Annotated in this window: 13 protein-coding genes; all 13 read left to right on the top strand. The window is 35.1% G+C overall.

Going from position 1 to position 16,164, the window contains the following annotated elements:
* The first annotated feature begins 273 nt into the window (after nt 1-273).
* The 13 genes from hisG to pyrR all read left to right on the top strand — a co-directional run bounded on the left by hisG (nt 274) and on the right by pyrR (nt 16,118).
* Nucleotides 274-1,131 (top strand): ATP phosphoribosyltransferase, encoded by an 858-nt coding sequence (hisG, locus tag ACFSTE_RS19390; protein ID WP_176030020.1) that lies wholly within the window; start codon nt 274-276, stop codon nt 1,129-1,131.
* A gap of 155 nt (nt 1,132-1,286) precedes the next feature.
* Complete coding sequence (gene hisD, locus ACFSTE_RS19385; protein ID WP_378255192.1) at nt 1,287-2,579, top strand: histidinol dehydrogenase; 1,293 nt, start codon at nt 1,287-1,289, stop codon at nt 2,577-2,579.
* 1 nt (nt 2,580) lies between these two features.
* Nucleotides 2,581-3,630: a histidinol-phosphate transaminase gene (gene hisC / locus ACFSTE_RS19380; protein WP_378258903.1), complete on the top strand. Its 1,050-nt coding sequence runs from the start codon at nt 2,581-2,583 to the stop codon at nt 3,628-3,630.
* Between the two features lie 5 nt (nt 3,631-3,635).
* The gene (gene hisB, locus ACFSTE_RS19375; protein WP_378255190.1) at nt 3,636-4,784 is read left to right on the top strand and encodes a bifunctional histidinol-phosphatase/imidazoleglycerol-phosphate dehydratase HisB; all 1,149 of its coding nucleotides are present in this window, start codon (nt 3,636-3,638) and stop codon (nt 4,782-4,784) included.
* Between the two features lie 24 nt (nt 4,785-4,808).
* On the top strand, nt 4,809-5,390 hold the full coding sequence (gene hisH / locus ACFSTE_RS19370; protein ID WP_176030024.1) for an imidazole glycerol phosphate synthase subunit HisH: 582 nt from the start codon (nt 4,809-4,811) through the stop codon (nt 5,388-5,390).
* Between the two features lie 11 nt (nt 5,391-5,401).
* The gene (gene hisA / locus ACFSTE_RS19365) at nt 5,402-6,130 is read left to right on the top strand and encodes a 1-(5-phosphoribosyl)-5-[(5-phosphoribosylamino)methylideneamino]imidazole-4-carboxamide isomerase (protein ID WP_176030025.1); all 729 of its coding nucleotides are present in this window, start codon (nt 5,402-5,404) and stop codon (nt 6,128-6,130) included.
* A 5-nt stretch (nt 6,131-6,135) separates the two neighbouring features.
* Nucleotides 6,136-6,891, top strand: coding sequence for an imidazole glycerol phosphate synthase subunit HisF (gene hisF, locus ACFSTE_RS19360; RefSeq protein WP_176030026.1), 756 nt, complete (start codon nt 6,136-6,138; stop codon nt 6,889-6,891).
* A 16-nt stretch (nt 6,892-6,907) separates the two neighbouring features.
* Entirely contained in the window at nt 6,908-7,504 is a 597-nt protein-coding gene (gene hisIE, locus ACFSTE_RS19355) for a bifunctional phosphoribosyl-AMP cyclohydrolase/phosphoribosyl-ATP diphosphatase HisIE (RefSeq protein ID WP_176031145.1), read from the top strand.
* 90 nt (nt 7,505-7,594) lie between these two features.
* On the top strand, nt 7,595-10,357 hold the full coding sequence (locus tag ACFSTE_RS19350) for a gliding motility-associated C-terminal domain-containing protein (RefSeq protein ID WP_378255187.1): 2,763 nt from the start codon (nt 7,595-7,597) through the stop codon (nt 10,355-10,357).
* Nucleotide 10,358: 1 nt separating this feature from the next.
* The gene (locus ACFSTE_RS19345; protein WP_378255185.1) at nt 10,359-11,282 is read left to right on the top strand and encodes a PorP/SprF family type IX secretion system membrane protein; all 924 of its coding nucleotides are present in this window, start codon (nt 10,359-10,361) and stop codon (nt 11,280-11,282) included.
* A gap of 94 nt (nt 11,283-11,376) precedes the next feature.
* Complete coding sequence (locus tag ACFSTE_RS19340; protein WP_378298345.1) at nt 11,377-13,416, top strand: OmpA family protein; 2,040 nt, start codon at nt 11,377-11,379, stop codon at nt 13,414-13,416.
* A 176-nt stretch (nt 13,417-13,592) separates the two neighbouring features.
* A complete protein-coding gene (gene rpsA, locus ACFSTE_RS19335; RefSeq protein ID WP_176030029.1) occupies nt 13,593-15,407 on the top strand; it encodes a 30S ribosomal protein S1 in 1,815 nt (604 codons plus the stop codon).
* A gap of 171 nt (nt 15,408-15,578) precedes the next feature.
* Nucleotides 15,579-16,118 carry a bifunctional pyr operon transcriptional regulator/uracil phosphoribosyltransferase PyrR gene (gene pyrR, locus ACFSTE_RS19330; protein ID WP_378255181.1) on the top strand — a complete coding sequence of 180 codons (540 nt, stop codon included), beginning with the start codon at nt 15,579-15,581 and terminating at the stop codon, nt 16,116-16,118.
* The last annotated feature ends 46 nt before the right edge of the window (nt 16,119-16,164 follow it).

The raw sequence follows: 16,164 nt of genomic DNA, 5'->3' as shown, positions 1-16,164 counted from the left end.
TTAGATTTTTACAAGGAAAAATAGTTGAAATTCACTTTTTTTAGATTAATGGTAATTATCTAAATTTATTTTTATATGTTTGCTCTGTAATTAATAAGAAAACATGACAGCATTATTTTTACATCATCATCATTTTACTTCTTCACTCGAATGAGGTAAAGATGATATGTGTAAAAATTAAACATATTTTAAAAACCCGTTTGAGTTGTTCAAGCGGGTTTTTTTATACACTCTAAATTCCGGTTGAACAGCAAAGACGATAAATCAGATAAAATGTCTAAAATTAGAATTGCTATTCAAAAAAGCGGAAGACTTAATCAAGATTCTGTTCAGATTTTAAAAGATTGTGGTATTTCCATTGATAATGGGAAGGATCAATTAAAAGCAGAAACAAGAAATTTTCCGATGGAAGTAATGTTTTTGCGCAATGGGGATATTCCACAATACTTAAGAGACGGTGTAGTAGATATTGCGATTATTGGCGAAAATGTTCTTGTAGAAAAAGGAGAAGGGATTGAGATAGCAGAACGATTGAATTTCTCTAAGTGTAGAGTATCCCTGGCAATCCCCAAAGAAGTAGATTATACAGATATTAATGACTTAACGGGAAAAAAAATTGCCACATCTTACCCGAATACAGTTAATTCATACCTGGCTGATAAAGGAATAAATGCCGAATTACACCAGATTTCAGGTTCCGTGGAAATAGCACCTAATATAGGTTTAGCTGATGCGATCTGTGACATTGTTTCTAGTGGAAGTACTTTGTTTAAAAACAATCTCAAAGAAGTAGAAGTCATGCTAACCTCAGAAGCCGTGTTGGCAGTATCTCCTCTGATAAGCTCAGCATCGAAAAAGATTTTAGACAAACTACGCTTTAGAATACAGGCAGTTTTAAAAGGAAGAACTTCAAAATATGTTTTGTTAAATGCTCCGAATGAAAAAATAGATAAAATTGTAGCAATCCTTCCGGGCATGCGAAGCCCTACAGTGTTGCCATTAGCACAAGAAGGATGGAGCTCTATACATACTGTCGTAGAAAAGAATAAGTTTTGGGAAATCATTGATGAATTAAAAGAAGAAGGAGCAGAAGGAATATTAGTATGTCCGATTGAGAAAATGGTATTGTAAAATATTCGGTGATAACTAATAAAGACGAGTTTTATCAGGTAATAAATTACCTGGAGCCAGTTCCACAAAACATTCAAAGGAAATTACTAAAAAATATTTAGACACAAGTGACAGAGCATTTAAATCTCGCTTGTGGGTAAATAAACAAAGAACAGATGAAAAAAATATATAATCCAGAAAAAACAAGCTGGAAATCGATATTGGAAAGACCAACAGCCTGTATAGATGATATAGAAGAAACAGTTTTAAAAATATTTGACGAAGTTATAGATGGAGGAGATGAAATTATCAAAAAATATACGACGCAATTCGATGGGGTGTCATTAGATGAAATCAAGGTAAGTATACAAGAAATAGAAGAAGGTATAATGGAGGTGTCTGATGATTTGAAAAAATCAATCCAATTGGCTAAAGAAAATATAGAAGCATTTCACAAGGCACAGCAAACAGATACTGTTGTCGTTGAGACAAAAGAAGGAGTTACTTGCTGGCAGCAAAAGAAACCAATACAGAAAATAGGGCTTTATATTCCAGGAGGAACAGCACCGCTTTTTTCTACCATTTTAATGCTGGCAATTCCAGCAGTTATTGCAGGCTGTAAGGAGATTGTATTGTGTACTCCTCCAGATAAGGAAGGAAAATTAAACCCGGCAATCTTGTATACTGCCAGCTTATGCGGAGTAACTAAAATATGTAAAGTAGGAGGGATACAAGCAATTGCAGGAATGACATTTGGTACGGAAACAATTCCGCAAGTATATAAAATATTTGGTCCGGGAAATCAATACGTAACTATAGCAAAACAATTAGCAACCAAATTTGGAGTTGCAATAGATATGCCAGCTGGTCCCAGTGAGTTACTTGTCATGGCAGATGATACAGCGATACCCTCATTTGTCGCCTCAGATTTACTTAGTCAGGCAGAACATGGAGTAGATAGTCAGGTGATTTTAGTATCCACATCAAAAGAAATAATAGAAAAAGTAGAACGAGAAATAGAAATACAGTGCACAGTATTACCTAGAAAAGAAATAGCGGCAGCTGCAATTAGGAATTCTAAACTTATTTATGTCGATTCAGATGAGAAAGCAATTGCATTAATTAATATGTATGGACCAGAACACTTTATTATCTGTACAGCGAATGACTCCTTTTATGTAGAAAACATCGTGAATGCAGGTTCTGTTTTTATAGGTAATTATACTCCTGAAAGTGCTGGGGATTATGCTTCGGGAACCAACCATACCTTGCCAACTAATGGGTATGCAAAACAATATAGTGGTGTTAATCTGGATAGCTTTATGAAAGCTATGACATTTCAAAAAATAACAAAAGAAGGACTTTTGCGTATAGGAGAAGCGATAGAAATTATGGCAGCAGCAGAAGGATTAGAAGCACATAAAAATGCGGTTAGTTTACGACTTCAATCAATTAAAAGTGAAGCATGATATGAATAAAGTTAGTGTAGATATAAATAAATTAGTGCGGAAAAATATACTAAAATTAAGACCGTATTCTTCTGCCAGAGATGAATTTGTAGGGGATGGAACAGAGATGATTTTTTTAGACGCCAATGAAAACCCTTTTGAGAACGGAACGAATAGATATCCTGATCCCAAACAGCGAAAAGTAAAAAAAGAACTAGCAAAATTAAAAGGGGTTACAGAAAGCCAGATATTGTTAGGTAATGGTAGTGATGAAGTGCTGGATTTGATTTTTAGAGCTTTTTGCGAACCTAATAAAGACAATGTTATTACGCTTCCGCCTACCTATGGAATGTATGGAGTGTTGGCAGATCTGAATAGTGTAGACAATAGAAGAGTACCACTTTCATCAGAATTTCAACCAGTAGTAGATCAGATTATAGAGACCTTAGATGAACAAACTAAAATCATTTTTATATGCTCTCCAAACAATCCTACAGCAAACACGTTTGCAGAAGCGATTGTAACACAATTATTAGAAGAAACAGAGGTATTGGTGGTTATTGATGAGGCTTATATTGATTTTGCAGATCAACCAAGTTGGATACGTAAGATGCGGGAATATCCTAACTTAATTATTACACAAACCTTATCAAAAGCATATGGATTGGCAGGAATACGATTAGGTGTATGTTATGCTTCGGAAGAAATTATTGCCTTGTTAGAAAAAATTAAACCACCTTATAATGTTAATGAACTTACGCAACAAAAAGCATTAGAACGTCTTTCAGATCAAAATACGGTAGAAGAAGAAATTAAAGAACTCCTATTAGAAAGAAAGCGAGTAGCCCGAGCTTTAGAGGAATTATCGTTTGTAAAGCATGTATACCCTTCAGAAACCAACTTTTTATTAGTTCAGGTAGACAATGCTAATCAGCGATATGAAGAACTACTAGATAGAGGGATTGTAATTCGCAATCGTACCAATCAAGCTTTATGTGAGAATACCTTGCGATTTACAATAGGAACCAAAGAAGAAAATAATACCTTGATAACCACATTAAAAACATTGTAAAAACGATGGCCGATATATTAAAAAAGAAAGTACTGTTTATTGATAGAGATGGTACCATTATTAAAGAAACAGCAGACGAACAAATAGATGCATTTGAAAAAATGATTTTTTATCCAAAAGCGTTTACATACTTAGGAAAAATAGCTAAAGAACTTGATTATGAATTAGTCATGATAACCAATCAAGACGGATTGGGTACTGAAGCATTTCCCGAAGAGACCTTTTGGCCTGTACATAATTTCATCATTACCTCTTTCGAAAATGAAGGAGTATATTTTGATAAGGTGTTCCTGGATAGAACATTTCCTCATGAAAATGCCAATACAAGGAAACCTGGAACTGGATTGCTCACGTCTTATTTTTCAGAAGAATATGATCTGGAGAATTCTTTTGTGATAGGAGATCGCTTAACAGATGTGGAATTGGCAAAGAACTTAGGAGCCAAAGGAATCTTTATTAATGATAATACTCACTTAGGAACAGGTGAAATAACCGTAAAAAAAGAGGAATTAAATGCTGTTATCGCCTTAGAAAGTAATGATTGGCAAAAAATATATGAATTCCTAAAGCTTAAAAACCGGACAGCGACTATCACCAGAAAAACTCATGAGACAGCTATTGCAATTGATATCAATCTGGATGGTACAGGAGTTAGTAGTATTAATACAGGCTTGGCGTTTTTTGATCATATGCTCGATCAATTAGCCAGACACGGGCAGATGGATTTAGTAATTGATGTTAAGGGAGATTTGGAAGTAGATGAGCATCATACAATAGAAGATACAGCAATTGCTTTGGGAACTGCTTTTTCGGAAGCTTTGGGAAATAAATTAGGAGTGGAACGCTACGGATTTTGCCTTCCTATGGATGATTGTTTAGCGCAAGTAGCAATTGATTTTGGAGGGAGAAACTGGATTGTATGGGAAGCGGAATTTAAGAGAGAAAAGATAGGAGAGATGCCTACTGAAATGTTCTTTCATTTCTTTAAATCCTTTACCGATGGTGCTAAGGCTAATCTTAATATCAAAGCAGAAGGAATAAATGAGCACCATAAGATTGAAGCCATTTTCAAAGCCTTTGCAAAAGCAATAAAAATGGCAGTAAAAAGAGATGTAGAAAAAATGATCCTACCGAGTACTAAAGGCGTTTTATAGCTTGCTGTTTAATGAAATTATTATATGAAAATTACAATTATAGATTACGGGGCAGGAAACATACAATCAGTGATGTTTGCAATACAAAGACTGGGGTATACAGCAGAACTAACCAATGATAAAAAAAAGATAATCAACGCGGATAAGGTTATTTTTCCGGGAGTTGGAGAAGCAGGAACCGCTATGAAGAAATTAAGAGAAACAGAACTGGATCAGATAATTCCAGGACTAGAACAACCAGTTTTAGGAATTTGTCTGGGGATGCAATTGATGTGTAATAAGACAGAAGAGGGAAATACAGAAGGTTTAGGGATTTTTAATACGGAAGTAAAGAAGTTTCAAAATACGGTAAAAGTTCCTCAGATAGGTTGGAATCAGATTTATGATTTGCAATCCCCTTTATTTGCTGGGGTTGACGAACGGGCTTATGTTTATTTGGTACATGGGTATTATGCTTCTTTAACAGAGGAGACAATAGCTAAAACTGTGTATGGACAAGAGTATACAACAGCGCTACAGTATAATAACTTTTTCGGAACTCAATTTCATCCAGAAAAAAGTAGTGATACAGGAGCACTAATACTAGATAATTTTTTAAAACTATAAAAAAAGAAATCATGAGAATAATACCGGCAATTGACATCATAGATGGAAAATGCGTCCGATTATCCAAAGGCGATTATACAACCAAGAAAATATATAATGAAGACCCTTTAGAAGTAGCAAAGTCTTTTGAAGATAGTGGAGTGACATACCTGCATTTAGTGGATTTGGATGGGGCAAAATCAAAACATATTGTGAATTATAAAATCCTAGAAACTATAGCGACCAGAACAAGATTAAAAGTTGATTTTGGAGGAGGGATAAAGAGCGATGAAGATATACGAATTGCTTTTGAGAGTGGAGCCGAGCAGATAACAGGTGGAAGTATTGCAGTTACAAATAAAGAGTTATTCAGCTCGTGGATTAAGCGTTTTGGAGCAGAAAAAATCATTCTAGGAGCAGATGCTATAAAGGAAAAAGTTGCGATTAATGGGTGGCAGGAAGAAAGTTCTGAGGCCTTATTGCCTTTTATTGGAGCTTATGTAGCCAAGAAAATAACATATGTAATATGTACTGATATCAGTAAAGATGGAATGTTGGAAGGACCTTCTGTAGATCTGTATAAAAAAATAATCAATCAAATCGAAGGAGTAAAATTAATTGCATCGGGAGGGGTAACAACAATTCAGGATTTGCGAGAATTGTCAGCAATCGGATGCGAAGGAGCAATTGTAGGGAAAGCTATTTATGAAAATAAAATAACCCTGAAAGAAGTGGAAGACTTTATTATTTCTAATGTATAAAAAAGATGCTTACAAAACGTATTATACCCTGTTTGGATATTAAAAATGGACGAACAGTAAAAGGAGTAAATTTCAAAAATTTAATAGATGCGGGAGATCCGGTAGCGTTGGCAGCTTTGTACGCAGAATCTGGAGCAGACGAGCTGGTGTTTTTGGATATATCAGCAACAGAAGAAAGAAGGAGAACACTTGCAGATTTAGTATTAAAAATAGCAGAAAGAATTAATATTCCCTTTACAGTAGGAGGAGGAATATCAAGTGTGTCTGATGTAGAAATCCTGCTAAAAAATGGAGCGGATAAAGTCTCGATAAATTCCTCGGCAGTCAAGCGTCCGGATTTGATCAATGAATTATCTGATAAATTCGGAAGTCAGTGTATTACAGTGGCAATTGATGCAAAAAAGATACATAATCAGTGGTGTGTACATTTAGTAGGAGGAAAGGTTCCAACAGATCTGAAATTGTTAGACTGGGCTGTAGAAGTAGAAAAAAGAGGAGCAGGTGAGATTCTGTTTACTTCTATGGATCATGATGGGACAAAAAATGGATTTGCTAATGAAGTCTTAGCGCAATTATCTACTACGGTGAATATTCCACTTATTGCCTCAGGAGGAGCAGGGGCAATTCCTCACTTTACAGATTGTTTTCGTTATGGCAAAGCAGATGCCGCACTAGCAGCTAGTGTATTTCATTTCAAAGAAATAACAATTAAAACACTAAAAGAAACATTGAAAAAAAATGATATCCCTGTACGGATATAAAAAAGATATAAACGAAATGGATGTAGAATTCACAAAAAATAAAGATGGTTTAGTGCCAGCTATCATTCAGGATGCAACAACTAAAAATGTATTGATGTTGGGGTATATGAATGAAGAAGCGTATCAAAAAACCCTAAAAACTAAAAAAGTGACTTTTTATAGCAGAAGCAAGCAGCGGCTATGGACCAAAGGAGAAGAGAGTGGTAATTTTTTGAATCTGGTCGATATTCTGGTTGATTGTGATCGGGATACATTATTAGTAAAAGTATTACCAGCTGGTCCGACCTGTCATAAAGGAACAGACAGCTGTTGGGGAGAAACTAATACTATGACATATGGTTTTATCTCAGAATTAGAAGAGGTTATTAAGCATCGAAAGAATAGTGAAAACCCGGAAGGATCCTATGTTGCATCATTGTTTCATAAAGGAATGAATAAAATAGCACAAAAAGTAGGAGAAGAAGCTGTAGAGGTGGTTATTGAAGCAAAAGATAATAATGATGAATTATTTTTAAGTGAAGGAGCAGATCTGTTATTTCATTATTTGATTTTGTTGCAGGCAAAGGGGTATACGATAGATGATGTTGTAGGTGTTTTAAAATCAAGGAGTTAAATTATTTTGAATAAAATAGGAAAAGAAAGTAGTTTTTTGCAAAAAAAAGATATTTTTGTAGGACTCCCAAACTAAGCTAAATAACTGATTTTGAAAAAAACTACTTACCTACTTATTGTTTTTTTGGGGTTGCTATACCCCAAATTTGTGTCTGCTCAATGCGAGGTGGAAGAGACTTTTTCCGTTTGCGATATGGAAACTGTAGACCACGATACTAACGGCACTCCCGATGGAATTATTAATCTGTTTGATGAATTTCAAAATGTAACAGGGCAATCCCTTACCGGAGGAACCTGGTCTATTGTTCCTAAATATGCCAGTAATTTGAACCCCGTAACCGGAGAGGTAAATGTATGGGCATTTCCTAACTCTACGGTGACGGATACATTAGAAGAATATGTTTTTGAGTTTAATACGCCTGCCTGTGGGGATACTCCTGCTGTGATTTTTACAATGATTCTGGGACCTTTTTCAGGGGTGGCATTACCATTAGGGGCGAATAATGCAAACATTGAAATATGTGATACAGATACTTTAAACTTATTCGAAGCATTAACATCTAATGAATCAATTCCTGCACCACATCTCAATGGAACATGGGAGTTTATCAGTAATAGCTCAGGAGCAGCTTTTACAGGTACATTTACATTAAACGATCATTCTTTCTCTGCGGATATCCCATATGAAATTACAATACCACCAATCAATCGGGAAATCTTTGAATTGCGATATGTGGTCCCCGGAATGACTCCGTGTGCAACTAGTGAAGAAACAAGGGTACGGGTTTCAGTAGTACGACAAGTAAGTGCTGGAATTATGGAAGCAGGATTAATCTGTGAAGGTGATATTCTGGCAGGACTTCATGATGCAGATATCGATCTTAGAGATGATCAGTTTCTGAGAGATGAAGATGTAGGAGGAACATGGTCTTCACAGGGAGCTGATCCGACCAACCAAATATCAGATGAACAAGATTCGGTTATAAACCTCAGAGAGATATATGATAATGTGATTAATGGAGGAAACAATCTTAGATTTGGATGTGTTGACTTTGGGTTTACATATAGTGTCAAAAAACGCTCAGCAGTGTGCGAAGATGATGATGAGACTGTGTTTTTTACTTTTTTTGAACAATTAAGACCTTTTAATCAGGCAGGAGAGATTCCAGAAGTTTGTGCTAATGAAGAACCTGGAAGCATAGATTTATTTGATTTATTGGAGTTTACCAATGAAAATGGTATTGACTTTATATATAATGATGATGCGTATGTAAAATGGCGAATGATTTCAGGTCCTTCTGATTTGCCATTATCTGAGGATCATAAAGGTACTGTTCAAACATTGGGAGCAGCATCCGGAACGTATGTATTCGAATTTGGAGTAAGTCCGAAAATAAATTGCCCGGGAGGAGAAGCTTTTTGTGATCCTTTTGCCGCAGAAGGAGAAGAAGGACATTGCGAATTCCCTTGTGGTGTATTGATAACTCAGGTAACCATAAGAGTTTTAGAATTTGACTACGCAGGAGAAGACACTGACGGAATAAATATATGTATTTCAGAAAATCAAATAGATTTAAGAAGTTTACTAAAAATAGAAGGAGGAAACACCATTGTTGATACAGGAGTGTGGACTAATGAAGGAGGAGAAGAAATTGATAATACTTTTGTCTTTCCTGAGATAAGTTCTCCAGAAGCATTTAGGTTTACCTATACAGCAACAAGTGATATGGGGTGTATAGATGCAGCTACACTGGAGTTTACTATACATCCATTGCCTGTAGCAGGAGAAGATGGTACAGCTTCGGTGTGCTCTGATAACCTCACAGTGACTTTGTTTGATCATTTGGAAGGAAATCCAGATACTACAGGGATATGGACAGGACCAAATGGGTATACCTCTACAGATCATTTGGGAAGATTCGATCAGAATGATGATACATTGCCAATTCTGGGGGCAGGAAGGTTCAGATATGAAGTTCCTGGAAATGCAGGGTGTTTGGATAGTGATGCTTCCTTTGTCGATGTTATTATTATAGAGCCAGAAAACATAGGAAATGATCGGGCAGAAACATTTTGTAAAATAGATGGAAGAGTTAATCTATTTTCCTTATTGGATCGAAATACAGTGAGAACTGGAACTTTTGAGGATACTGATGATACGGGAGCATTGAATTCAGAAGGAGTGGTTGAGTTTGAAACCCTGACCAATGGGATTTATAATTTTAGATATATTATTAGTAATACAGCTCCATGTGAAGAGTCATCATTGAATGTTGCTATTCAGATAGTAGATTTACCGGAACCTCAGGTAGGAGACCAGGAGTTTTGTATACTAGACGCTGCCAGGTTAGAAGATATAGTTGTTGATGTATTGAATTATAATTGGTATGAAACCTTAGAAGGGACGATTCCAATTATTACCAATCCAATTTTGTTGGACGAACAGGTATTTTATATCGCAAATGTCGATGCTAATAACTGCGAATCAGAACGCGTAGAAGTAAGAATTAATATTCTTAATATTGGAGAACGCTCCGCTCAGGGAGAGTTGTGTACACTGGATTTTCAAGACGGGGTCTCACCTAATAATGATGTAATCAATGACACTTTTGACCTGGTCATTGAAGATGTTTATAATATCCCGGAAGCATTTCCTGATTTTGATCTGAAAATATTCAACAGATACGGTTCTATGGTATATGAAGGAAATGCAGATACAGAAGAATTCAGAGGAGAAAGTAATATCTCTTTGCGATTAGGAGATGATCTGCCTTCTGGAACCTATTTCTACATTTTTACTCCCAATTTTGAAAATAATTTTCCAATTCAAGGAAGCTTTTATTTAAGCCGATAATATGATGAAGTATAAAATAGTAATCTTTTTTATAGCGGTGGCATATACGATGGTGATACATGGACAGCAAGAGCCACAGTATTCTCAGTATATGTATAACATGAGCACAGTGAACCCGGCATATGTAACAAATCAGGCTGGTCTGATATCTACCGGACTATTGTATAGAAAACAATGGACAGGAATAGAAGGATCTCCTCAAACAGCAAATGTTTTTGGTCGTATACCATTAACTTCAAAAATAGAAATAAGTATTAATTATGTAAATGATAGAGTAGGAGATGCTATACGGGTTAATAATAATTTCTTTAATGCTGATTTTGCATATATAACTCAATTATCCGAAACTGTAAAGTTATCTTATGGGTTAAAAGCAGGGATTAATAGCTTTAAGATAGATCCATCCAGGTCTGATGTGATTTCTGATCCTGCATTTTCAGGAAATCAAGGAGAATTAGAATTAACGATTGGAGCTGGATTATTTGTATTTGATACTAATTTTTATGCAGGAATTTCTTCCCCTAATTTATTACCTAATAATGTTAGCGTAGGAGATATAAGTGTGTCCAAGTCCAAAGCACATATCTATGCAGTAGGAGGATATGTATTTGATGTGTCTAGTGATGTTCGTTTAAAGCCATCTGTAGTGATAAAACAAGTATTGGATTCCCCTATGACATTTGATGTGTCTGCAAATTCGTTACTATATAACAAATTAGAATTAGGAATCTCATACCGGTATAATGATTCGTTTATTGCTCTTGCAGGGTTTAACTTGACGGAAAGTCTTAAAGTAGGATATTCATACGATTTTAGTACAAGTGATTTAAGTGGTTATAATAATGGGAGTCACGAGATCATCTTATTGTATAATTTTGACCTTCTTAATTTTAGTAATAAATATACGTCACCAAGGTTTTTCTAAATCAAAAAATAAAAACATGATTAAAGGTTTTATCACATATAAAAGAGATAATCATGTCATACCATCTGATTCTCTTAAACAAAAAAACAAACAGATGAAAAGCAAAAAAATACTCATACTATTATTATTGATTTCCGGTTTTTCTTTTTCGCAAAAGAAAACAAGAGCGGATCGCTTTTTTGAAAAAGGAGATTTTATCAATGCTGCAATTCAGTATGAAGAAGAATTAAATAAAGAAGGTTATTCCAAAGAGGTGTTAGGAAATATTTCGACCTCATACTATAATACATTTCAGTTCAAAAAAGCATATCGTTATCTGAAAAATCTTGTCACAGGGCGGTTTTATAATGCAGATAAAAATTATGACAATAAGTATAATTTTATGATGTATCAGGTATTATCAGCGATGGGGAAATATGAAAAAGCAGTAACTTTTTTGACATTGTATAAGAAGAATAAGGAAGAAAAGTTTAATAAGAATGATGCGATAGAAATAATTGAGAATTTCAAATTGAAAGAAGATGATTATACAGTAGAACCTGTGACATTTAATTCAGATGCTTCTGAGTTTGGAGCAGTGAAGATAGATAGCTTAATTTACTTTACTTCGGACAGAAAACCAAGTAGCATCGGAGATCGAAAATTTTTGTGGACACACCGGTCCTTTTTGGATATTTATAAGATTAAACTGGATGAAAACAAACAGCCAATAGAAGAAGCAGTGGGGATATCAGATGTGATTAATACTAAATTACACGAAGGTAATTTTACGTTCTCCAGGGATATGAAAACACTGTATTTTTCTAAAAGCAATTCTGAAAAAGGAAAGAAAAAATTCGACAGTCTTAATAATAATGCGGTTCATTTATATAAAGCAGAACTTCAGGAAGATGGAGAATGGAGTGCTCCTAAAAAGTTGTTGTTTAATGATGTAAGTTATTCTATAGAGCACCCGGCATTGAATCAGGAGGAGAATCGGTTGTATTTTTCATCTAATATGCCCGGAGGGTTTGGAGGGTTTGATATTTACTATGTAGAGATTAACCCAGGTGGAGATTATGGTCCTCCGATTAATTTAGGATCAAAAATAAATACAGCCCATAGGGATCAGTTTCCTTTTATCGATCGTAAAGGGAATCTATTCTTTTCTTCTGATGGACATTTGGGATTAGGAATGCTGGATATTTTTGTTTGTGAAAAGAAAAAAGATGGATTTGTGCAGCCTGTGAATCTGGGAGCTCCATTGAATTCGAGTTATGATGATTTTTCAATTACTTATTACAATGAAACTGAAGGTTTTTTTGCTTCTAATAGAAAAAAGACAGGAGATGATATATATGAGTTTGTTCAAACAGGAGAAATTTTTCTCAGGGAGTATATTGCTCAGTTCGAAGTACGGGATTTTGCTACAGAAGAATATATCCCAAATGCTGATGTAAAATTAGAAGATGACCGGGGAAATAAGATCTATGAAAATCAATTGGATTCAGTCGCTACTTTTTTTAGAAAAATCCTTCCGGGGAAATACGATTTGTCTGCTTCTTCAGAAGGGTATGAACCTAGACAAAAAACATTTTCTATAAAAGAAAAAAATGAAGAGATATATGTGATCTATCTGGATAAAATAAGAAAGGAACCAAAGAAAAAAGAGGAGGAGATTGCTGTGTCAATTCCTAAAAAAGAGATCCCTCCTAAAAAAACAGCTCCAAAAGGAGGGGATATCAGAGAAAAGTTATTAAAAGATAAGACAGGACCTCCGGTTGTAGAACGAAACGGGAAATTGTATTTCGACTTACCGCCTATATATTTTGATTATAACAAGTGGAATATCAGACAAGATTCTAAAAAAGTACTGGATGATTTTGCAAAAAAACTAGATAAGTACAAAAGTGTATACATCAAAATTATTTCTCATACAGATAATAGAGGAAGTGATTCCTATAATCAGGTGTTATCAGAAAAAAGAGCAGAATCTACCAGAAACTATTTGGCATTAGAGGGATATGTCAATGCCAGAAGAATGAAGTTTTTAGGGATGGGAGAATCACAACCATTAATTGATTGTGGAGGAGATTGCTCAGAAGAAGAGCATCAGGTAAACAGGCGAAGTGAATTCGAAATTGTAAAATACTAGATCGAGTTGATGGGTTCGTAGCTAATCTTTTGCTTTGTAATAAATTATATTGTACTTTTGCACTCCTTTTAGGCGGTTAAGAGAATTCTAAAAAGGTACTAATTTATTTTAATAACGCTTCTGTATAGCTTCCGTGTTAATTCTCAGGTATGTACAGAATACAAATTTAATCTTCAATGTCTGAAGAAACAAAAAATGTAGATGCACAGAATGCTGATGCACCTGTAGTATCTCTAAAAGAATCAAACCCAGAGCAATTTTTAAAAGAATTTGATTGGCATAACTACAAAGAAGGAATCGATGTAGTGGATACTGCTGAGCTTGAAGAGTTTGAGAAATTAGTAGCAGAGAACTTCGTTGATACATTAAATGATGAAGTAGTAGAAGGAACTGTAATTAATATTACAGATCGTGATGCTATTATTGATATTAATGCAAAAAGTGAAGGAGTAATTTCACTAAACGAATTCCGTTACAACCCTGATCTTAAAGTTGGGGATAAAGTAGAAGTATTAATTGATGTACGTGAAGACGCTACAGGTCAGTTGATATTATCTCACCGTAAAGCACGTGTAATTAAGGCTTGGGAACGAGTAAATAATGCACATGATACAGGTGAAATCGTTAATGGTTTTGTGAAGTGTAGAACAAAAGGAGGAATGATCGTTGATGTATTCGGAATCGAAGCATTCTTACCAGGTTCTCAGATTGATGTAAAGCCTATCCGTGATTATGATGCATATGTAGGAAAAACTATGGAATTCAAAGTTGTGAAAATCAACCACGAATTTAAAAACGTAGTTGTATCTCATAAAGCATTGATCGAAGCGGATATCGAAGAGCAAAAGAAAGAAATTATCGGTCAATTAGAAAAAGGTCAGGTATTAGAAGGAGTTGTGAAAAACGTAACTTCTTACGGTGTATTTGTTGATCTTGGAGGAGTTGATGGACTTATTCATATCACAGATCTTTCTTGGTCAAGAATTAATCATCCTAATGAGATCGTTGAATTAGATCAGAAATTAAACGTAGTAATCTTAGACTTTGATGAGGCTAAGACACGTATTCAGTTAGGTCTTAAGCAATTGAAAGCGCACCCATGGGAAGCGTTAGATAAAGATCTTACTATCGGAAATAAAGTAAAAGGTAAAGTAGTAGTAATCGCAGATTACGGTGCATTTATCGAAGTAGAAGAAGGAGTAGAAGGATTGATCCACGTATCAGAAATGTCTTGGTCTACACACCTGCGTTCAGCTCAGGACTTTGTAAAAGTAGGAGATGAAGTAGAAGCTGTAGTGCTTACATTAGATAGAGACGAAAGAAAAATGTCTCTTGGAATTAAGCAGTTAACTCCAGATCCATGGACTGATATTACTGCTAAGTATCCTGTGGGATCTAAGCATACAGGAGTGGTTCGTAACTTTACTAACTTTGGAGTATTTGTAGAATTAGAAGAAGGAATTGACGGATTAATCTATATCTCTGATCTTTCTTGGACTAAGAAAATCAAGCACCCATCAGACTTCACGAATGTTGGAGATAAGTTAGAGGTTGTTGTTCTTGAGTTAGATGTTGAAGGACGTAAGTTGAGCCTTGGGCATAAGCAAGTAGAGGATAACCCATGGGATCAGTATGAAGCGGAATTTGCTGTAGGAACTAAGCATACTGCTAAGATTGCAGACATCGTTGATAAAGGAGCTACAATTGACTTTAACGATAACATCGTTGCTTTTGTGCCTTCTCGTCACTTAGAAAAAGAAGATGGAAGCAAACTTGTTAAAGGTGAAGAAGCAGAATTCCAAATCATTGAATTCAGCAAAGAATTCAAGAGAGTGGTAGCATCTCACACAGCTTTATTTAAGGCAGAAGAAGCGAAGATCGTTAAACAAGCAGCGAAGAAAGCAGCAAGTAGTGCTTCTGAGAAGACTACACTTGGAGATATCGATGCGTTAGCAGATCTTAAAGCAAAAATGGAAAAAGGAGGAAACTAATCTTAGTTTTCTTTATAGATACCAAAAGGTCACTCGTAAGAGTGACCTTTTTTTTATTGAATGATTTTATAATCAGTTAACTAGGAAATATATGAGACTAAAACAACTTCTCAGGGTCGTTTAATCCTAAATTTTCCTTACTTTTGTATACCAAATATCTATTTGGAGATTATGAGTCAAAAACTACTACTTAGTGCAAAAGAGGTAGACATCATTCTACATCGATTGGCTTGTCAATTAATCGAAAATCATACGAACTTCTCAAATACTGTTTTAATAGGAATTCAGCCTAGAGGGGCTTTTCTGGCCAATAGGATTAAAAATATTCTAAAAGAAGAGTACAAGGTACCTGATGTGAAATTAGGGTACCTGGATATTACCTTTTATCGCGATGATTTTAGAAGAGGAGAAAAACCGCTGGAAGCAAATAAAACAGATATAAGTTTTGTAGTAGAAGGAAAACAGGTAGTGTTTATAGATGATGTATTGTACACAGGTCGTAGTATACGAGCTGCATTAACAGCAATACAGTCTTTTGGGAGACCAGAAGAGATAGAACTACTGACACTTATTGACAGGAGATTTAGCCGACATTTACCAATACAACCTAATTATAGAGGTAGACAAGTCGATGCCATTAACCAGGAAAAAGTAAAGGTTTTTTGGGGAGAAGATAAAGAAGAAGATGCCGTTTATCTGGTTAATGAATAAATGATAGCTTCCTTGTTAATAGAAAGTTATTGTTGAATTAAAGAAA

Source organism: Aquimarina hainanensis (genome assembly GCF_042684685.1).
GTDB lineage: Bacteria > Bacteroidota > Bacteroidia > Flavobacteriales > Flavobacteriaceae > Aquimarina > Aquimarina hainanensis.
This window is presented reverse-complemented; position numbering and strand designations above follow the sequence as displayed.